The sequence below is a fragment of the Gottfriedia sp. NPDC058432 genome, from assembly GCF_042721555.1.
Classification (GTDB): Bacteria; Bacillota; Bacilli; order Bacillales; family Bacillaceae_G; genus Gottfriedia.
The window spans coordinates 84,578-105,620 of sequence record NZ_JBHXLC010000011.1 but is presented as its reverse complement, the minus strand read 5'-3'; the positions used below and the strand labels follow the sequence as shown (position 1 = coordinate 105,620).

Below are 21,043 nucleotides of genomic sequence, written 5' to 3'. Positions count from 1 at the left end.
ATTAAAATGAAAAAAATACGAATTAAAAGTTCTATAATGGCATGTATACAAGGAACTTCCAAGACTAGAATCGGTCTTAAAAATAGAAAAGAGTTTTTCGAGACACTAAGACTATTAATAGAAATAGGTGAGTTAAATGAAAAGGATCTTAATTATCGAGGATGAAGTGAATATTGCTCGAGTTTTAAAATTAGAAATAGAATACGAAGGTTATGAAGTGTTAGTAGAACATAACGGAAAAGCTGGTTTAGAATCGGCTCTAAGTAAAAATATCGATCTAATTTTATTAGATGTTATGTTACCTGAATTGAGTGGAATAGAAGTATTAAGAAGAATAAGGAAAACAAATCAATTTGTACCTGTAATTTTATTAACAGCTAGAGATGCTACACATGATAAGATTATTGGACTTGATTATGGTGCGAATGATTATATTACGAAACCTTTTGAAATCGAAGAAGTGTTAGCAAGAATACGTTCGTGTTTACGATCAAGTAATCTTGTTCATGAATTTAAGAAAAGCGAAGACGAAGATCCCACTTTAACGATTGAAGATTTAGTTGTTAATTTAGAGGCCAGAGAAGTAAAGAGGAATGATCAAGTCATTTCATTAACACCAAAAGAGTATGATTTATTAGTTTATCTATTAACAAATCAAAATAAAATTATGACTAGAGAAGGCATCATAACTACTGTCTGGGGTTATGAGTACGAAGGGGAAACAAATGTTGTTGATGTGTACATTAGACATTTAAGAAAGAAAATTGAAGAGGATTTTGACGTTCCTTTAATCCGAACTATACGAGGTGTGGGGTACACAATGAGGAAGGGTTAAGATGAAAATAACGACTAAAATAAATTTGCTAATTACTTCATGGATCTTAATCATTCTAATTTTAATAAACGGGTTAGTTTTTTATTTGTTTATGAAAACGACTGTAAATATGGAAGAGCATGTTGTAAGTCAAAAGGCACATGAAATCTTAAAAAAACAAGATATTCCTGTAACATTGAAACTAAATGAAGAGGCATTATATCCATTTATGTCTAATCATTCTTATATTCGAATCATTGATCCAAATTCTAAAATTGTGACAGAAATTAGTAATGATAAACTACTGAACCGTATTAAACCTAAGTTCACTAGAAAAGAAGAAACGAGACTAATTCCTTTTAGTGAGCATCAAAATATAGTCGTACGTGTACCGATTTTACAAGACCAAAAAGTAATTGGAACTTTAGAAATTGGAGAGTTGTTAGTAGGACTTGAAGGTCGAAAAGATATGTTATTAACAATAATGGCAATCGTTACTGGCGTCTCTGCAATTTTATCAATGATGGCTGGAAGATGGTTAACACGCATCATAATGAACCCAATTATTTCTATGATTACTACGATGGAAGATATTGAAAAAAGTGGGGTTCCAAAAAAGATTTTAATAAAAAATGAAACGAAAGATGAATTGCACAAAATGGCAAGCACGTTTAATCGAATGATCAGTAGGTTACAAGAAAACATCGAAAAACAGAAACAGTTTGTTTCAGATGCTTCTCATGAGTTAAAAACTCCGATTACTGTCATTAGTAGCTTTGCTAATTTATTAAGAAGACGTGGTTTGAAAAATGAGGAAATGGCGACGGAAGCAATAGAAACGATATATTCTGAAGCAAACCGTATGCAAGATTTAACAAAAACGTTATTAACTTTGGCCGAATCGGAGAATTTAAAGAATATCGAAATGAATCCAGTCGATCTAGTTGCTTTGTGTAATTCGACTTTAGTACAACTGCAAAATGTATATAAACGAGAAATTACTTTACATGCACAAAAACAGAAAATATTTATAAAAGGTAACGAACTTAAAATTAAACAAGTTATTATTATCTTCCTAGATAATGCAATAAAGTACAGTTCTAACAAAATTGAAGTAAGCATTAGTTGTAGTAGTGAAGCAGCTATTCTTAAAATAAAAGACTACGGTATTGGTATTCGAGAGGAAGAATTAGAAAATATTTTCGAACGATTTTATCGAGTTGATAAAGCACGTAGCCGTGAAATTAGTGGTGGCACTGGACTCGGTCTTTCTATAGCTAAGAATATAATTAGCTTGCATAATGGAAAAGTTAATATTAACAGTGTTGAAAATGTAGGAACGGAAGTAGAGGTATTATTTCCATTAAATGAGATTAAGTGAAAATAATCAGTACGTTATAGAGTATTGAAGATTGAGGTCTTAATATGAACGAAATCATCCATTTATTAAATGAATATGGCTATATCATCTTATTTCTATCATTAATGTTGGAATTGATTATAGTACCTATTCCGAATGAAGCATTGATGAGTTATGTAGGAGTTTTATGTTTTCATGGAAAAATGAATATTGTTTTGTCCATTATTTCAGCCTGGCTTGGAGGAATTGTTGGGATAACCATCTCCTATTGGCTAGGATATAAACTTGGTACACCGTTTTTTCGCAAATTTGGACACTATATCCATATGGGACCTGAAAAGATCGAAAAGATGTCAAAATGGTATGAAAAATATGGAAAGGTATTATTACTAGTATCTTTCTTTATTCCAGGGATTAGACATTTCGCAAGCATCATATCTGGAATCATTAAATTGCCGTATCGATCCTTTGCTTTTTTTTCCTATATAGGTGTATTTCTTTGGATTGGAACCTTTATATGGTTAGGGCAGATTATGGGACCTAAATGGGATATCTATCAAGTAGAAATTAAAAAGTGGTTAGTATTAGGTAGCATTTTATTAGGTATTATCGTACTTACATTATTTGTTGTTAAAGCAAATAAGGAAATAATTAAAGAGTCATTACTATTAATTTTTGAGTCAAGTTTCAAGAGATTTAAAAGTTTCATGAAATTAAAGTTGATTATCCTAACATGTTTAATTTTTTTCGTTTCATTCTTTATCTTAATGATCGGATTAATTCAGGACAAAATTAGTAATGAATTTAATAAATTCAATTCCGTATTCAAGACCATTGTTTTTAATTTATTTAATCAAAATTGGCATGGGAGTATGAACTTTATTTATTCATTATCGACATGGAAGGTTTTGTTGGCTGTCTCACTTGCTACGATCCTTGTCATTTTAATAAACAACAAAAATAAATGGCTAGAATTGCTCTTTTTTATCGCTAGTTTAGCTGGGATTCTTATTCTATCCGAAGGGGTTCCTTGGATATTCAACTTTATGCTCGGTAGCAATGTAAGTAAAAACTTTCCAAATGAAAAGTCTATGTTGATTTTGACAGTACTAGGTTACTTCATTATTATGTTAATTCGACATAACAAAGCTTATTTACTTAATATCGTAATGTTCTTCTGCTTTATTTTTGTTGTTTTACTATTTTCTATAAGTAGCGTCTATTTGCACCACTTATTGCCTAGTGACATTGCTGCTGGATTTGTATTCAGCTCAGTTTGGTTAAGTGGAATCATATTCTCACTGGAGTTATTTCGATTTGTCTCGCTGTTGAAAGAGAATATACGTGGTGAAAAATTGTTAAAAAAGCAAGTCGAATGACTGTAATCTTCTTTTATTACGATTTAAGGAGGTAATGGATTATGAGAGGTAAGAATGTATGGATATTAAGTCTGGTCAGCTTTTTTACAGACATGGGTACTTACATGGTAACACCGTTAATCCCTATTATTCTTTCAGCCTCAGGTCCTTTCATAATCGGTCTTATTGACGGCTTATCCGAAAGTCTGGCTAGTGTATTAAAGTTATATTCTGGTAAGCGTTCAGATCGACTGAAGAACAGAAAAAACTTGGCGATTGTAGGATATGGGCTATCAGGTATAGGAAGGTTTGTTCTAATTTTTTCAAGTTCATGGATCGGAGTTTTCATTTGGAAGCTAGTTGATCGAACAGGAAAGGGAATTCGTACAGCTCCAAGAGACGCTTTAATATCAGAATCTGGTGGGAAAAATAAACAAGGTAGAGTTTTCGGTATTCATCAAATGATGGATATGTTGGGAGCTGCTATAGGAATAGGAGCAGCCATTGTTATTTTGCAAGCGGTAGGAAATAAAAACATTAAGGATGTGTTTTTATATTCATTGGTTCCGATAACAATCGGTTGGATTATATTATTTAGTGTAAAGGAAAGAATAAATAAACCAATTGAGCAACCTTATAAGCCATCAAGAAAATTAGATTTTAAATGGGAGCTTTTAGATTCCAATCTAAAGAAACTATTATTAATTGTACTATTATTTACAATTGTAAATTCATCCAATTCTTTTTTGTTATTAAGAGCGGCAAATCTTGGATTCTCGAATCAAAGTGTATTATTGATGTATTTACTATTTCATTTAACAGCTTCTTCCTTTTCTTATATTTCTGGAGCTTTTTCAGATAAATATGGACGTAGAGGAATACTAACAGCTGGGTATGCTTTATATGGAATCGTTTATATCGGATTTGCAGAAGTTCAATCAGCCACTGGTTTAATCATTCTATTTATTCTATACGGACTTTATTCAGCATTAACAAAAGGGGTTGAAAAAGCACTTGTCGTAGAAATAGCAAGCCCTCATGCGTTGGGGACGGCACTCGGTTTCTATGCGATGGTTTCCGGAATTGGATTTTTTCCAGCTTCTTTGCTAACAGGATGGTTATGGCAACAATTTGGAGCCACTACTTCATTTTATATTAATGGTGTGATTGCATTAATTACTGCCTTATTGTTAATGAGAGTGTTGAAGAGAATTAAAGAAGTTACTTAAAAAACTAAATGGACTATTAGTATAAAAAACAGAAAAACTAATATGAAAAGTTTTTCTGTTTTTTTATGCAAGATTAATGATGATCGAGCCATTCTAACTCAACCTTTAAAGGATTTAAAAATTTATCAATAGGTTAAATACTTATGGAGTCTATCTTTCTGTAAAATCAGAAATAGCACGATAAAGAATAGCTAACATTTCGTCAAGCTCCGATTCCTTTGACGCTAATGGAGGCATAAATACAATAACATTTCCAAGTGGACGGGTGATTAATCCAAGCTCTTTTGCTCTTTTCGTAACTTTTACTCCAATTCGCTCGTTCCAATCGAAAGCTTCTTTAGTATCCTTTGATTTTACTAGTTCAATTCCAATCATCAAGCCACTTTGACGTATATCTCCAACATGTTTTAACTCATTAAATTGCATCAGTTTCTCTTGGACATAAGATGAAATTTTTTCGACATGTTGTAATAATTTCGTTTTATTAAATAGATCTAAATTCGCTAATGCAACAGCGCATCCGAGGGGATTACCTGTATAACTATGACCATGAAAGAAAGTTTTTTGTTCTTCGTATGTACCTAAAAATGCTTCATAAATTCTGTTTGTCGTTAAAGTTGCTGCTACTGGTAAATAGCCACCAGTTAACCCTTTTCCGCAAGTTAAAATATCTGGCGTAACTCCCTCTAGCTCACAAGCAAACATTTTACCGGTTCGACCAAATCCTGTTGCAACTTCATCAGCTATTAACAATACATCATACTTTATGCATAGTTCCTGTATTGCTTTTAAATATCCTTTTGGCATGACAATAATACCACTTGCTCCTTGAACAATTGGTTCAATAATTAATGCCGCAATTGAATTAGCCTTTTCGATGAATAAATTTTCAACCTCGATTAAATAGGAATTTATTATTTCCTCTTCAGACCCTACATATTTTGAACGATATAGATGTGGATAGGAAACTTTTAAACTTGGAAACATTAACTCGTTATATGCTTGATGATACAAGTCAATTGCCCCTACGGACACTGCTCCGATTGTATCTCCGTGATAAGCTTCCTTCATCGTAACAAATGTATTTTTACCGGATCTCCCTATGTTTCGCCAATATTGATAGGCCATTTTAATCGCGATTTCTACAGAAGTAGCTCCCGAGTCTGAATAAAAAACTTTCTCTAAGCCGATAGGAGAAATTTCAACTAGTCTCTCTGCTAAAAGTATCGCAGGTATATTGGCCATTCCAAGAAGTGTTGAATGAGCAACCTTCTCTAATTGTTCATGAATGGCTTCATTTAATTCTTGAATATTATGACCATGAACATTTAACCAAATAGAGGATACACCATCGTAATATTCATTGCCTAACACATCATATAGTTTTCGATCCTTACCATGTGAAATAATTAGCGGGTCTTCGTTTATATAGTCCTTCATTTGGGTAAATGGGTGCCAAAGATACTGTTTATTTTTTTTAGATAAATCTTGATAGAGTTCATGATTCATATATGTTCCCCCCTGTTTTATATGTTAACCTAAATTTATAGTTTGGTTGACATATATTTCAATTGCATGTTAATTTAATTTTGTTGGTTTGTCAAATTTTGCTAATTTGTCAAACTCATAAACTAATAGGGGGGATACAATGCAAAATAGGACACTATCATTAACAGTAATATCATTATTTGCCTCGCTAACATCGATTGGGGCTTTTATAAAGATTCCTTTACCAGTGATTCCTTTTACGCTTCAAATACTATTCGTATTTTTAGCGGGCTGTCTTTTAGGAAGTAAAAAAGGGATGATGAGTCAACTACTGTATGTTGGAATTGGATTAATCGGAATACCAGTATTTGCTTCAGGTGGCGGACCTGAATATGTTTTAAAACCAACATTTGGATATTTAATAGGTTTCATCGTTGCCGCGTTTGTAATTGGATCAATCGTTGAAAAAACGAAGGAACCAAAACTTAAGAATTTCATTTTTGCTAATGTAATAGGGTTAATTATTGTTTATATTTTAGGCATTACATATGTATACATTTCATTAAACACTTGGTTAGATAGTACCGTTTCATTAAAAGAAGTTCTAATGATGGGACTCGTATATAGTATTGGACAAGATTTGTTACTAGCTGTTTTTGGAGGAGTATTGGCGGTACGCCTACATTCTCATTTTGCAAAAGCTAGAGAAAATGAAAAAAAGGTGGCTGCTTAAAATGGGAAAAGGATATTTTGTTACTGGAATCGATACAAATATTGGAAAAACCTATGTTACTGCCCAAATGGTGGATTGCTTGCAGAACAAAGGAATCGACGCAATTCCTTATAAACCAATTCAAAGTGGAGTAGTCGATATTAACAATAGAGTCATAGGCGAAGATGTAGCCTTTTATAAAGAGAATCTAGAACTAATAGAAGATTATCAATACTACAATACATACACATTTGAAACACCTGTTTCACCACATTTAGCAAGTAAACTAGAAAATGTTTTTATTGATGAGCAAGTTATTTTAGAAAAATATAAGCAATTAGAAAACAAACACGATGTTGTTTTTGTTGAAGGAGCGGGTGGAGTTGCGGTTCCGTTAAAAGAAAATTTTGGAACGATTGATTTAATAAAACTATTAAACTTACCAGTAATCCTTGTTACATCATTAAAGTTAGGAACAATTAATCATACTGTATTAACAACTGAATATTTAAAATCACACAAAATTAATATTTTAGGCTTATTTATTAATAACGTACCATCTCCTATGAATGAAATGGAAAAAGATAATTTAGTGATGCTAGAAAAACTAACTGGCCATGACATTCTAGGTGTTATTCCGAAACAATCGGTCTTTTTTACGGAAGATCATATTTTTGAAATTCAACAATTATTGACGAACTGATAAATGAAAGGGAGAGATTCAAAGTGAATTGGACAAATTTAGCATATGAAGTTATTTCAGGTAAGGAAATTTCAGACGAAGAAGCATTAAGTATATTATCATGTGAAGATGATGACTTACTTTCACTTTTACAAGGTGCATTCATCATTAGGAAACATTATTATGGAAAAAAAGTTAAACTTAATATGATTATTAATGCTAAAAGTGGTTATTGTCCTGAGGATTGCGGCTATTGTTCCCAGTCTTCAATTTCTAGTGCACCTATTGAGAAATATCCTTTTCTTTCCAAAGAAGAAATTCTTGATGGGGCAAAGCGCGCCTTTGAATTAAAAGCAGGTACATATTGCATTGTTGCAAGTGGACGAGGACCAACGAACCGAGATGTAAATGTTGTTACTGATGCAGTTAAAGAAATTAAAGAATTATATGGTTTAAAAGTATGTGCTTGTTTAGGGCTTATTAAGGATCAACAAGCGAACGAACTTAAAGAAGCAGGTGTTGATCGATATAATCATAATTTAAATACTTCAGCTGAGCATCATAATTACATAACGACAACCCATACATATCAGGATCGAATTGATACAGTTGAAAAAGTTAAAAAGTCAGGTATATCTCCGTGCTCCGGAGCTATTATAGGGATGAAAGAAACGAAACAAGATGTAATTTCAATCGCGAGGTCATTACGACAATTGGATGCAGATTCCATTCCAATAAACTTTTTACATGCTATTGATGGAACGAAACTAGAAGGCGTGAACGAATTAAATCCACGTTATTGTTTAAAAGTGTTAGCACTTTTCCGATTCATTAATCCAACAAAAGAAATTCGTATTTCTGGAGGACGTGAAGTAAATCTTCGTAGTTTACAACCTCTTGGACTTTATGCTGCAAATAGTATTTTTATAGGTGATTATTTGACTACGGAGGGTCAGGAGACGAATAGTGACCATGCAATGCTAGAAGATTTAGGGTTTGAGATTGAGTTGGTTGGGAAACAAGAAGAGATATTTTCATAATAAAAAAAACGAAAATCTTTAAAATGAGATTTTCGTTTTTTTTGGTTATCTAGGTAAAAAGTTATTCTTGTATAATTTATGATGCTAAATACTTATCAATAATTCTATTAAGCTCTAACTCTTCTGTTGATGATAAAACAAAATTTGCATGACTTAAAATAGTTGAATCTCCAATTGCAACAGAGAACATATTTGCAGCATTAATCGCATCGACTCCTGCAGCTGCATCCTCTACACCGATACAGTTTACAGGGTTAGCCGAAACTGCTTTAGCAGCTTTTAGAAATACTTCTGGATCTGGTTTTGAATTAGCGACCGTTGCAGCGTCAACTATATGATCAAAATACGAGGTAATTCCTAAAGCATTAGCAACCATTAATGCATTCTTTGATGCCGAAGCCATTGCAATTTTAATGCCTGCTTTTTTGATTTGAATTAAGAAAGATTCGATTCCTGGTAATAGATCTTTTTCAGAAATATTACGGATTAGTTCAACATAATGAGCATTCTTTTTCGTTGCTAACTCATTTTTTTCAGCTCCGGAGAACTCTTTTTGTCTGTTTCCTAATTTCAGAATTCTTTCTAAGGAATCAGTTCGGCTTACTCCTTTTAGCGTTTCATTAAACTCTCGGTCAAAAGGAATTCCTAAGTCTTCACCTAGTTTTTTCCATGCTAAATAATGAAATTCAGCAGTATCAGTAATTACACCATCTAAGTCAAAAATTATCGCTTCAATTTGTTTATTCAAAATGGTACCCCCATTACTTCAATCAATTTATTTTGGCAACTGATTTTCGTTCGACTAACTTTGTTGGAACAATAATATGCTCTGATTTTTCAGGTTCATTTTTTATTCGTTTAAACAGTAAGTCTGTAGCTATTTCACCAAGCTTCATAATCGGAATTTCAATCCCTGTTAAAGGTGGTGAGAATAAAGGTGAAAAAATCCCATTATTATATCCAATAATTGATATATCTTTCGGAATAGATATTCCTAACTTTGCAGTGGTATTATAAAGTCCAATAACTTTTAGATCGTCTATTGCAAAAATTGCTGTAGGTAGATCTTTAGATTTCAAAAGTGATTCTGAAACTTCATATGCACTTTCCATTGTATAACCACTATCAATAATTCGATCAGGTCGAAGAGGAATTCCGTTATCGATTAGACATTTTTTATATCCTTCCAATCTGTCAATCGATACATGGTAATCGAGAGAAGAATGAAGACATGCAATGTCTGTGTGTCCTTGATCGATTAAGTGTTGGACTAATTGATAGCTATCATTAAAATTATCAGTATCTACTGAATAAATATGTTGATAATGTCCTTCTACTCTTCCAATAACTACTACTGGAATTTCATATTTATCTAATTCTTTGAAAAAGTCTTCATTTGCAGGTGAACTCAGCATTAGAATTCCCTTAATCATTTTCCCACGAATTTTCTCGATACATTTATTTAACTCATCTTTGCTATTTTTAGATGTCTGAATAATGACATCGAAATTTTCTACTTCTGATCTCGTTGATATAGAGTGAATAATTTCAGAGAAAAACGTGTTTCCGGCAGTTGTTTTCGTAGAACGAGACATTACCAATATTGCATCAAAACCTGATGATGTAAGTGCTCGAGCTAATTTATTTGGTTGATAATTTAATTCTCTAATTGCCTTCATTACTCGATTACGACTTTCTTCTGAAATATTATCTTTATTATTTAGTACTCGAGATACAGTGGACTTTGAAACGTTAGCTACACGAGCAATATCATAAATAGTAGGGCCCATTTGTATACTCCATTCTTGTTTAAAGTGATTTTAGTAAAAACGTTTACATTTTATCGTTATAAATTATTTTTAAAAAGTAAAGAACCTGTAATGTTCGAATAAAATTATATCGAAATATTTTTTTGTACCGAATAGCTAGGAGCGGCTTCCAAAAAAATATTGTTCATAATATACATTGATAGTAACGATTTATTTTAAAATTTGTCAAGACTGTGAACAGCGAATAGTAAAATTAAACTTGTTTTATGTTGTAAACATTACTAGGGCAATTATAGGGAGAATAGAAAAAAGTAGCAATACTAATTATTTATTAATAAATATAAAACGCTTTAAATTATTCTATTAAAGTAAATTGATTGTTAATAAAAAAGTGAATTTTTATAAATATTTTAAATTGACAGTAAGCGCTTTCTATAATATATTGAATTTGGGAGCGGTACCAGTCATGTACCAATTTTTTTTACATCTCTGTGGGAGCGATACCACAAGGAGGAATCATATGAGTAAAATAAAAGAAAGATTAGCTTTTATTTATGAAAATGAAGACATAGATCAGATTAATAGCTTAATAGAGAAACGAATTAAAGAAGCTAAATTGAAAATTACGAAAAAAAGAAAACAAAATTGGGATGAGTCAGATGTTGTTTTAATTACTTATGGTGATCAGTTCCAAGAAGAGGGAAAAGCAACATTAGAAACGTTTAAAAAAATGTTTGATGAACATTTGGCAAATAAATTTGAACTTGTTCATATTTTACCTTTTTATCCTTATACATCCGATGATGGTTTTTCAGTAGTTGACTATAAAAAAGTAAATCCAGATTTAGGAGAATGGTCACATATTGAGAATTTATCAAAATCAGCGAGAATCATGTTTGATTATGTATGTAATCACATTTCTAGTAAGAGTGAATGGTTCCAAGGCTATTTAAATGGTGATTCAAAATATAAAGATTACTTCGTCGAAATGGATCCATCAATTGATTTAAGCTCAGTAACTAGACCTAGAGCACTTCCATTGCTATCAAAGTTTAAATTAGCGAATGGTGAGGAAAAATACATTTGGACAACTTTTAGTGATGATCAAATTGATTTGAACTTTAGTAATCCACAAGTTTTATTAGATATGGTTGATGTTTTACTGTTTTACCTGGAACAAGGAGCAGAATATGTAAGACTTGATGCTGTAGGATATATGTGGAAAGAAGTTGGAACTTCTTGTATCCATCTTGAAAAAACACATGAAATCGTTAAATTATTCCGTGATTTATTAGATGAAGCTGCAAAAGGTACAGTCATGATTACTGAAACAAATGTACCTCATTTAGATAATATTTCTTATTTCGGTAACGGACATGATGAGGCACATATGGTTTACCAATTTCCACTGCCTCCATTAGTTTTATACTCACTTCATAAAGGGAATGGAAGTGCATTAACAAATTGGGCAAAAAATCTTGAAGGATCTGGAGAAGAAACAACCTTCTTCAACTTCTTGGCATCTCATGATGGAATTGGTTTAAATCCGATTCGTGGAATTATCCCTGAAGAAGAAATACTTTCATTAGTAGAAGATTTAAAAGTAGAAGGTGCACTAGTAAATTATAAGAAAAATTCAGATGGTACTGAAAGTCCATATGAAATTAATGTAACGTACTTAGATGCTTTAAATAAACAATCATCAAGTGATGATCTAAGAGTAAAGAAATTCTTATTGGCACATTCAATTTTATTAACATTCCAAGGAGTACCGGCAATTTATATTCAAAGTATGCTTGGTTCAAGAAATGATTATGCAGGTGTAGAAAGAACAGGTATGAATCGTTCGATTAATCGTCAAAAATATTCATTTGTTGAAATTGAAAAAAAATTAAATGAAGTTGGATCATTAAGAAATAAGATTTTTACAGAACTTACAAATATTATTCAAGTACGTAAAGAAGAAAAACTATTTAATCCAAATGCAAAAATGGAAGTACTTGATCTAAATGAAAATGTATTCGCTATTAAACGAGTAGGTGAAAAAGATAGCATTGTCATTCTTCATAATCTATCAAATGAAAAAGCTTTATGCAGTTTCAATGGAAAGTATTTAAATATTTTAACTGAAGAAGTTGAAGAATTTAATGAATCTATTTCTTTAGATCCATATCAATACATTTGGTTAAAACCAGTAAATTAGGAGGAAGAACAATGAAGAAATTTCTAAGTATGTTCTTGGTTTTAATGTTAGCTGTTGGATTAACAGCTTGTGGTGGTAAGAAAGAGAATGGTAAAGTAACGATCGAATTTATGCATTCTTCTGTTGAACAAGAAAGATTAGCAGTTATTACAGACTTAATTTCAAAATTTGAAAAAGCAAATCCAAATATTAAAGTAAAGCAAGTTCCAGTTGAGGAAGATGCTTACAATACAAAGGTTGTAACATTAGCAAGCTCTGGTAAACTTCCAGCAGTAATTGAAGTTGGACAAGACTATGCAAAAGTTATGGACAAGGACGAATTAATTGATAAAGATGCAGTTAAATCTGTCATCTCTAAAGTTGGGGAAGATAAGTATTATGAAGGTGCGTTAAAGCTTTTAAAAACTGAGGACGGCAAAAATTATACAGGTGTTCCTATTAGTGGTTGGGTACAAGGAATTTGGTATAACAAGCAAATGCTTGCGGACAAGGGATTCACAGAACCTAAAAACTGGGATGATGTTTTAAAGATTGCAAAGGCATTTACGAATAGTGGAAATAAAAAATACGGTATTGCACTTCCAACTGTTGAAGGTGGTTTTTCTGAGCAAGCCTTCTCACAATTCGCTTTATCAAACAATGCAAATATGTTCGATAGCAAAGGTAATTTAACATTAGATACACCTGAAATGAAAGAAGCTGTAAGTTACTACAAAGAATTATCAAAATACACAATGCCAGGTTCTAATGATGTTACAGAAGTAAAAGATGCATTCATGAATGGATCTGCTCCAATGGCTGTTTATTCTACTTATATTCTTCCTTCAGTATATGAAGAAGGAAAAACAAACAATATTGGATTTGTAATTCCAACTGAAAAAACAAAAGCAGTTTATGGAACAGTTTCTGCTTACACGATTTCTTCAGGTTTAGATGATGACCAAAAAGCTGCAGCAGAAAAATTAGTAGAGTTTATGGCAAAACCTGAAAATAATACGAAGTTAGTATTAATGTCTCCAGGTGGATCTCAACCGGTAAATAAAGATGTAACAGAAAGCAAAGAATATAAAGAAAATAAAGTTGTAAATTCATTTGGTGAACTTTCAACTGAAATCGCTAGCGCGTTTGATAACATTCAAGTATTTGGTCTTGTTGATAACAAGAACTTCTTAAAAATGGGTGATGTTACAAGTTCAGGAGCAGTTGCTAAGTTAATTAATGAAGTGACTGTTGGTGGAAAAAGCGTAGATTCTGCTATTAAAGAAGCGGGAGAAAAATTAAAAGGTGTAATTAAATAAACTTTTAATTCAATTTAAATTTCTTAATTACTGAAAGTTGTTTAAGAAGAACGAACGCTTGAAAAGCAAGCTAAGTTGCTTTTTAAACAACTTTTCTTTATCACCAATCTATTAAATGAGAGAGTAGATTGTATTTTAGGAGGTAGTATGAAACCGATTGTCCGAAAAAAATCTGATATAAAGCTAGCAATGGTACTGCTTTTACCAAGTATTTTCCTACTATTATTACTAGTTGCTTATCCGATGTTATCTAATATTAAAATAAGTTTCTTTGATCAGCCAATTAACCCTAGATTACCTGCTAAATTTGTTGGTTTGTCTCATTACACAGATGTTATTAAAGATATTGAGTTTTATAAATCTTTAGGAATTACCATTCTATATACAGTTTTAACAGTAGTTGGTAGTACTGTAGTTGGTCTAGGTGTTGCGTTATTCTTTAATCGACCATTTAAGTTCCGTAAAACTGCTCGATCTTTAATTATCTTATCTTATGTAACTCCATCTATTTCATTAGTTTTTGCTTGGAAATATATGTTTAATAACTCATATGGGATTATTAATTACTTAGGGACGGATGTTTTCCATCTTTTTAAAACTGCACCACTATGGTTTGACAATCCAGTTAGTAGTTTTATAGTTGTAGTCGTTTTTGCGATTTGGAAGTATTTCCCTTATGCATTTATTTCGTTTTTAGCAATCTTGCAAACGATTGATAAATCATTATATGAAGCCGCTGATATCGATGGGGCTTCACTTTGGCAAAAGTTTAAAGTTGTAACATTACCAGCGATTATGCCGGTATTACTAACGGTTGTAACTTTACGATTTATTTGGATGTTCTACATGTTTACAGATGTTTACTTATTAACAAACAAAGTAAATATTTTAGGTATTTATTTATATGAAACAGCGTTTGCTTTCAATAATTTAGGAAAAGCATCGTCAATTTCAGTAATCTTATTCATTATCTTATTCATTGTTATTATCGTATCAAGAAAGAGGGTGAACTTAAATGGCAGCAGTAAGTAGCAAAAGAAATAAAATTATTAAGAAAACTGGTTTCTACGTTGTGCTGATTCTAATACTAGGGATCATGTTATTTCCATTCTTTATTATGCTAATGACGTCATTAAAAAGTTCAAAAGAAGCAATTGCAACAAATCCGACAATATTGCCACATGAATGGACTTTCCAGCATTATATTGACATTTTTAACCCAACAATTTTCCCATATTTAAACTACTTCAAAAATAGTTTAATCGTTTCAATAATAGCAGCTTCATTATCAGTAGTACTTGGAATATTAGGAGCGTACGCATTATCGAAACTGAAATTTAAAGGAAGAGTCACGATTAATGCTAGTTTTTACACTGTGTATATGTTTTCAGGGATTTTACTAGTAGTTCCTTTATTCAAAATAATATCTGGCTTTGGCTTATATGATACAAAAATTGCATTGATTATTACGATGATTGTGCAAACTCTTCCAACAGCGATTTTTATGTTAAGGAGTTATTTCGATACAATACCTGAAGATTTAGAAGAAGCGGCTATGATTGATGGTCTTAGTCGCTTAAAAATAATCTTCTATATTATTATTCCTTTGTCAATATCAGGGATCGTATCTGTTTTCGTATATGCATTTATGATTGCATGGAATGATTATTTATTTGCATCAATTTTCTTATCAAGTTCAGAAAACTTTACGTTACCAATCGGTTTAAATACTTTATTTAGTACACCAGATTATGTGTGGGGTCGTATGATGGCAGCATCTTTAGTTACTGCTTTACCGGTAGTTATTATGTATGCATTATCCGAGCACTTTATAAAAGGAAACTTAACTGAAGGTGGAGTTAAAGGTTAATTCGAAACAATTTTTTACTGAAAGGATGAAATAATATGAAAAAATTAGTAGCAGTTGAACCGAGAGTTGCAGCATTAGTCGAGTACGAAGATCGCCCAGTACAACCTAATGAAGTAAAAATTAAAGTAGAGTTCGCATCACCAAAGCATGGTACGGAAGTGGTTGATTTTAGAGGACTTAGCCCATTTATTGATGAGGAGTTCAATGAAGAGTGGAAAATGTTTATGCCACGTGAAGAAGGCTCTGCACGCGGAATCGTATTTGGAGAATTTCAATTAGGAAATATGGTTGTAGGTAGCATTTGTGAAATCGGTGATGACGTAACTGAGTACAAATTAGGAGATCAAGTTTGTACTTATGGTCCAATCATGGAAACTGTAATCGTTAATGCTGTAGATAATTATAAATTACGTAAAATGCCAGAAGGTTCTTCTTGGAAGAATGCAGTTTATTATGATCCAGCACAATTTGCAATGAGCGGAGTTAGGGATGCAAATGTTAGAGTGGGTGATTATGTAGTAGTTGTAGGACTAGGTGCAATTGGACAAATTGCTATCCAGTTAGCAAAGAAAGCTGGCGCTAGTATTGTAATTGGTGTAGATCCATTACAACATAGATGTGATATCGCGTTAAACAATGGAGCGGATTATTGCTTCGATCCAATCAACTGTGATTTAGGATATGAAATTAAAAAAATTACGAATAAATTAGGCGCAGATTCAATCATTGAAACAAGTGGTGTATCAAGTTCACTGCAAGCAGCACTAAGAGGTATTGCTTACGGTGGAACAATTTCTTATATTGCATTTGCTAAACCTTTCCCTGAAGGATTTAATCTTGGTCGTGAAGCTCACTTTAACAATGCAAAAATTGTATTTTCACGAGGCAGTAGTGAACCGAACCCAGATTATCCACGTTGGTCACGTAAACGAATCGAAAATACTTGTTGGGAATTATTAATGAACGGGTATTTAAATTGTGAAGATTTAATTGAACCAGTTGTTTCATTTAACGAAGTTGCTGAATCATATATGGAATTTGTTGATCAAAAACCAGAACTAAGTATTAAGATGGGTGTTCAATTTAATAAGTAAAAGAAGAGTTTTGGGAGTGTATAGCACTCCCCTCTATTTAGGAGTGAATAAAGATGAAAATTGGAACACAAAATCAAGCCTTTTTCCCAGATAACATAAAGGAAAAATTTAGCTATTTAAAAGAAATTGGTTTTGAAGGTTTTGAAATTGATGGTAAATATTTAGTTGATCATTTAGATGAGGTTAAAGAGGCAATCACTGAGACTGGTTTACCTGTAACTACAGCTTGTGGTGGTTATTATGGTTGGATTGGCGACTTTATTGAAGAGCGTCGATTAAAAGGGTTAGCTGATATTGAAGAGATTTTAAAAGCATTAAAAGAAGTGGGAGGAAAAGGGATTGTCGTTCCAGCGGCATGGGGGATGTTTACATTCCGTTTACCACCTATGACTTCACCAAGAAGCTTAGAAGGGGACCGAAAAGCTGTTACTGAATCACTAGTATTTCTAGATAAAGTAGCAGGTGAAACGGGAACGACAATTTACTTAGAACCATTAAACAGATATCAAGATCATATGATTAATACTTTAGCTGATGCACGTAAATATATTGAAGATAATCAGTTTAAAAATGTGAAAATAATTGCGGACTTTTATCACATGAATATTGAAGAGGATAGTATATCAGAAGCACTTCACAATAATCGTGACTTAGTTGAACATATTCACATTGCAGATAATCATCGCTTCCAACCAGGGAGTGGATCATTAGATTTTAAAAAGCACTTTGAGCAATTAAATAAAGATGGCTATGATGGTTATTTAACATTTGAATGTCGAGTACGTGGAAATAACTTAGAGGATGAGTACATTAAAGCATTTCATCATATAAAAGAAGCTTTAAGTTGAAAGGAGTAGCATTGTGATTAAGAAGAGAGTAGCTATTATTGGTGGGGGACAAATAGCTGAAACAGTTCACGTTGCTTACTATAAAACTAGAGAAGATTTAGAAGTTGTTGCAGTAGTTGGTTTAAATGAGGAATCACTAAGGAGCTTTGCAGAGCGTAATAATATTCCTAACTATTACACTGATGCTACTGAAATGTATGCAAAAGAAAGTCCTGAAATAGTTAGTGTTTGCACTCCAAATAAATATCATTTTGAAAGTGTTATGCAAGCATTAGAAAATAATTGTGATGTTTTTTGTGAAAAGCCACCTGCTATCTTAGCTGAAGATGCTAGAAAGATGTATGAAACAGCGCTAGCGAAGGGACGTATACTTGCCTATGATTTTCATCATCGTTTTGCTGATGATGTATCGATCGTAAAAGAAAAAATAGAGCAAGGTTTATTAGGTGATATTTATTTTGTTAAAGTAAAGGCTTTAAGACGAAATGGAATTCCAGGTTGGGGTAATTTCACTAATAAAGAGATCCAAGGTGGAGGACCACTAATAGATTTAGGAATCCATATGCTTGATACTGCACTATACGTTTTGGACTATCCAAAAGTTAAAAAAGTAACAGCAAAAATGTTTCAGAAAATTGGTCATAAGAAAGATGAAGGAGCATTTGGTAAATGGGATCCTTCAAAATTTGAAGTAGAAGATTCTTTATTTTCTTATATTGAATTAGAAAATGGATGCTTAATTCAATTAGAAACATCCTTTGCATTGAATATAAAAGAAAAATCAGAAATGAATGTAGAACTTTGTGGAGATCAAGCTGGTGCTTTGTTGTTCCCTGCGGAAATCTACACAGATGAAAAAGGAGAGCTTGTAACTCTTTTAAAGAGAGAAGAGGCTGATCCTGATCGCCATTCGAAAAGCATGGCTGCTTTTGTTGATCGTTGTTTAGGTAAGAATGTCATGTTAGCAGATGGAAAACAAGGTTATGCTATCCAACAACTTGTTGAAGCGATCTATCAATCAGCTGAAAAAGGTGAGAGTATATCTTTATGAAAGAAGTAAAAGTAATTAACGAAAATAAATTTGATTTACAATCTATTAATAAGTACGCAACGATTATGGCTTTAGGAAATGGCTATTTAGGTTTACGAGCAAGTCATGAGGAATATTATTCAGAACAAACTCGAGGAATGTACGTAGCAGGGGTTTATAATAAATTCACATCAAATGATGTTACAGAAATCGTAAATTTACCAGATCTAATTGGTATGAAAATTGAAATAAATGGTGAGATTTTTTCTGTCCTTACAGGTGAAATCCTATCTTATAAGCGTATTTTAAATATGCAAAAAGGTGAACTAACAAGAGAAGTCGTATGGAAAAACAAAGATGGTAACCGTTTTTGTTTAAAATTTCAACGGTTTGTTTCAAAAGATAATTTACATTTACTTGCATCAAAAATTACTGTGATTAGTTTAGATTGCGATGCATCAATTAAAATAACAACTGGTATTGATGCACAAACGTCCAATTTTGGAAAGCAACACCTTTTAGAAGAAAATATTCGTGTAATCGATAAAAAAATAATGCATGCTGTATATAGAACGACTGAAAGTAATCATACAATCGCTTTAGCAACTTCGTGTAATGTACCTAGAACTAGTGATGTTTCTTTTGTGGCAAAGAATCGTCAACTTATGGCAATCATTAAACAAGATTTAACCGTTGATCAGCCGTTCGAATTAGAAAAAATAAGTGCAGTCTATACTTCAATTGATAAGTTAGAACAAGAACCTGCACAAGCTAGTATTCAGGCTGTTCAAGACAATAGTTCAGTTGGATACGATCGTCTACTAGAAAGTTCAGCTATTAAGTGGAATCATTTTTGGGAACAAAAGCGTGTTAGCATTTCTTCAAAGGAAGAGATTGATCAAATCGCAATAGACTTTTCACTTTACCATATTGAAATAATGACACCATCACATGATGAAAGATTTAGTGTTGGAGCAAAAGGTTTAACAGGTGAAGGATACAAAGGACATGTATTTTGGGATACGGAAATTTTTATTGCACCTTTTCACTTATTCACTGAACCAGAAGTAGCAAGAAAATTATTAACATATCGATATCTTCATATAAAAGAAGCAAAAGATAAGGCTACTAAAAATGGTTATGCTGGAGCTCTTTTCCCATGGGAAAGTGCATACTCTGGAATGGAGGAAACTCCTGAATATGCAGCTATTAATATATTAACTGGTACTCGTCAAAAGGTTGCTTCGTCTATAGCTGAGCATCATATTGTAGCTGATATTGCATTTGCAGTATGTCAATACTATGAAAATACACATGATGAAGTATTTATGGCAAATGAAGGTTTAGAATTGTTAAAGGAAACTGCACGTTTTTGGATTAGTCGTACGACTGCTGAAAATGAACTACTTTCAATTAATGATGTAATTGGACCAGATGAATATACAGAACATATTAACAACAATGCTTATACGAACTATATGGCTTATTATAATGTTCAACAAGCATTATGCTATATGGAAAAATATAATAAAATCGAAGAAGACCTAGTAAAGAGCGGAAATGACTTTTTAAATCGACTTTACTTACCACAACCAAACGAAGACAAGATTATTCCACAGGATGATACATTTTTAACAAAACCTGAGATTGATTTATCGATTTATAAACAGACACAAGGTAGTCAGGCAATACTCTTTGATTATTCACGACAAGAAATAAATGAGATGCAGATTTTAAAACAGGCCGATGTAGTTATGTTACTATATCTATTCCCAAATTTATTTGAAGAAGATGTAATTAAAAAGAATCTGCATTATTATGAGGAGCATACAATTCATGATTCATCACTTAGTAAAGCGATTCATGCAATTGTTGCTGCAAGATATGGCGAAAAAGAAAATGCTTATCGACTTTTTCAAGAAGCTTGCTTAATCGATTTAGGACCTAATCCGAAGTCATCCGATGAAGGAATTCATGCAGCATCTCTAGGTGCTAATTGGTTAGCAACAATCTTTGGTTTTGCAAACATTACGGTGGAAGCTAATAAGTTAAAGATTAATCCAAACTTACCTAAAAATTGGGACAAACTTTCTTTCCCGTTCCATTGGCAAGGTATAAATCTTGAGATTTCAATTACGCACGAATCTGTAACGGTGACTAAACAAACTGATACAGAAGTTGCGATTGAAATTAACGGAGAATTATTTAACTTAACAGATCAAATTATCGCTTCACTTTAAGGAGGAGG

Annotated in this window: 18 protein-coding genes; 15 read left to right on the top strand and 3 right to left on the bottom strand. The window is 32.3% G+C overall.

The window, feature by feature from the left end; genetic code table 11:
- Positions 1-136: 136 nt before the first annotated feature.
- From ACFWM3_RS13235 to ACFWM3_RS13220, 4 genes are read left to right on the top strand one after another with little or no spacing between them, the layout of a single operon-like run.
- Positions 137-835 carry a response regulator transcription factor gene (locus ACFWM3_RS13235; RefSeq protein WP_056467739.1) on the top strand — a complete coding sequence of 233 codons (699 nt, stop codon included), beginning with the start codon at positions 137-139 and terminating at the stop codon, positions 833-835.
- A 1-nt stretch (position 836) separates the two neighbouring features.
- Positions 837-2,195, top strand: coding sequence for a sensor histidine kinase (locus ACFWM3_RS13230; protein WP_056467738.1), 1,359 nt, complete (start codon positions 837-839; stop codon positions 2,193-2,195).
- A 44-nt stretch (positions 2,196-2,239) separates the two neighbouring features.
- On the top strand, positions 2,240-3,553 hold the full coding sequence (locus tag ACFWM3_RS13225) for a VTT domain-containing protein (protein WP_390311624.1): 1,314 nt from the start codon (positions 2,240-2,242) through the stop codon (positions 3,551-3,553).
- 41 nt (positions 3,554-3,594) lie between these two features.
- Positions 3,595-4,761, top strand: a complete 1,167-nt coding sequence (locus tag ACFWM3_RS13220) for an MFS transporter (RefSeq protein ID WP_390311623.1) — start codon at positions 3,595-3,597, stop codon at positions 4,759-4,761.
- A 150-nt stretch (positions 4,762-4,911) separates the two neighbouring features.
- Here the strand turns inward: ACFWM3_RS13220 and bioA are convergent, their stop codons facing one another.
- Positions 4,912-6,270, bottom strand: a complete 1,359-nt coding sequence (gene bioA / locus ACFWM3_RS13215) for an adenosylmethionine--8-amino-7-oxononanoate transaminase (RefSeq protein ID WP_390311622.1) — start codon at positions 6,268-6,270, stop codon at positions 4,912-4,914.
- A 139-nt stretch (positions 6,271-6,409) separates the two neighbouring features.
- On the opposite strand from bioA, the gene ACFWM3_RS13210 reads away from it, so the two are divergent.
- Genes ACFWM3_RS13210 through bioB form a run of 3 tightly spaced genes read left to right on the top strand, consistent with a single transcriptional unit; the run spans position 6,410 to position 8,683 of the window.
- Positions 6,410-6,982: a biotin transporter BioY gene (locus tag ACFWM3_RS13210; protein WP_056467726.1), complete on the top strand. Its 573-nt coding sequence runs from the start codon at positions 6,410-6,412 to the stop codon at positions 6,980-6,982.
- A 1-nt stretch (position 6,983) separates the two neighbouring features.
- A complete protein-coding gene (gene bioD, locus ACFWM3_RS13205) occupies positions 6,984-7,664 on the top strand; it encodes a dethiobiotin synthase (RefSeq protein ID WP_390311621.1) in 681 nt (226 codons plus the stop codon).
- A 23-nt stretch (positions 7,665-7,687) separates the two neighbouring features.
- Complete coding sequence (gene bioB, locus ACFWM3_RS13200) at positions 7,688-8,683, top strand: biotin synthase BioB (RefSeq protein ID WP_056467719.1); 996 nt, start codon at positions 7,688-7,690, stop codon at positions 8,681-8,683.
- Positions 8,684-8,759: 76 nt separating this feature from the next.
- Here bioB and pgmB read toward each other — a convergent pair whose 3' ends face one another.
- Together pgmB and ACFWM3_RS13190 are read right to left on the bottom strand one after the other, a co-directional pair.
- Positions 8,760-9,431 carry a beta-phosphoglucomutase gene (pgmB, locus tag ACFWM3_RS13195; protein ID WP_390311620.1) on the bottom strand — a complete coding sequence of 224 codons (672 nt, stop codon included), beginning with the start codon at positions 9,429-9,431 and terminating at the stop codon, positions 8,760-8,762.
- A 22-nt stretch (positions 9,432-9,453) separates the two neighbouring features.
- Positions 9,454-10,473 carry a LacI family DNA-binding transcriptional regulator gene (locus tag ACFWM3_RS13190; RefSeq protein ID WP_390311619.1) on the bottom strand — a complete coding sequence of 340 codons (1,020 nt, stop codon included), beginning with the start codon at positions 10,471-10,473 and terminating at the stop codon, positions 9,454-9,456.
- A 499-nt stretch (positions 10,474-10,972) separates the two neighbouring features.
- Here ACFWM3_RS13190 and ACFWM3_RS13185 point away from each other — a divergent pair, with 499 nt between their 5' ends.
- The 8 genes from ACFWM3_RS13185 (at position 10,973) to ACFWM3_RS13150 (ending at position 21,035) form a co-directional block, all read left to right on the top strand.
- The gene (locus ACFWM3_RS13185; protein WP_390311618.1) at positions 10,973-12,655 is read left to right on the top strand and encodes a sugar phosphorylase; all 1,683 of its coding nucleotides are present in this window, start codon (positions 10,973-10,975) and stop codon (positions 12,653-12,655) included.
- Positions 12,656-12,666: 11 nt separating this feature from the next.
- Positions 12,667-13,953 (top strand): ABC transporter substrate-binding protein, encoded by a 1,287-nt coding sequence (locus ACFWM3_RS13180; protein ID WP_387364954.1) that lies wholly within the window; start codon positions 12,667-12,669, stop codon positions 13,951-13,953.
- A gap of 147 nt (positions 13,954-14,100) precedes the next feature.
- Complete coding sequence (locus tag ACFWM3_RS13175) at positions 14,101-14,985, top strand: carbohydrate ABC transporter permease (RefSeq protein ID WP_098862610.1); 885 nt, start codon at positions 14,101-14,103, stop codon at positions 14,983-14,985.
- On the top strand, positions 14,969-15,823 hold the full coding sequence (locus ACFWM3_RS13170; protein ID WP_056467701.1) for a carbohydrate ABC transporter permease: 855 nt from the start codon (positions 14,969-14,971) through the stop codon (positions 15,821-15,823). Before ACFWM3_RS13175 ends, ACFWM3_RS13170 begins: the two co-directional genes overlap by 17 nt.
- Positions 15,824-15,858: 35 nt before the next feature.
- The gene (locus tag ACFWM3_RS13165) at positions 15,859-16,917 is read left to right on the top strand and encodes a zinc-dependent alcohol dehydrogenase (protein ID WP_390311615.1); all 1,059 of its coding nucleotides are present in this window, start codon (positions 15,859-15,861) and stop codon (positions 16,915-16,917) included.
- Positions 16,918-16,970: 53 nt separating this feature from the next.
- Positions 16,971-17,765: a sugar phosphate isomerase/epimerase family protein gene (locus tag ACFWM3_RS13160; RefSeq protein WP_390311614.1), complete on the top strand. Its 795-nt coding sequence runs from the start codon at positions 16,971-16,973 to the stop codon at positions 17,763-17,765.
- A 16-nt stretch (positions 17,766-17,781) separates the two neighbouring features.
- Complete coding sequence (locus ACFWM3_RS13155) at positions 17,782-18,816, top strand: Gfo/Idh/MocA family protein (protein WP_056467873.1); 1,035 nt, start codon at positions 17,782-17,784, stop codon at positions 18,814-18,816.
- Positions 18,813-21,035, top strand: coding sequence for a glycoside hydrolase family 65 protein (locus tag ACFWM3_RS13150; RefSeq protein ID WP_390311613.1), 2,223 nt, complete (start codon positions 18,813-18,815; stop codon positions 21,033-21,035). The genes ACFWM3_RS13155 and ACFWM3_RS13150 overlap by 4 nt, the downstream gene beginning before the upstream one ends.
- The last annotated feature ends 8 nt before the right edge of the window (positions 21,036-21,043 follow it).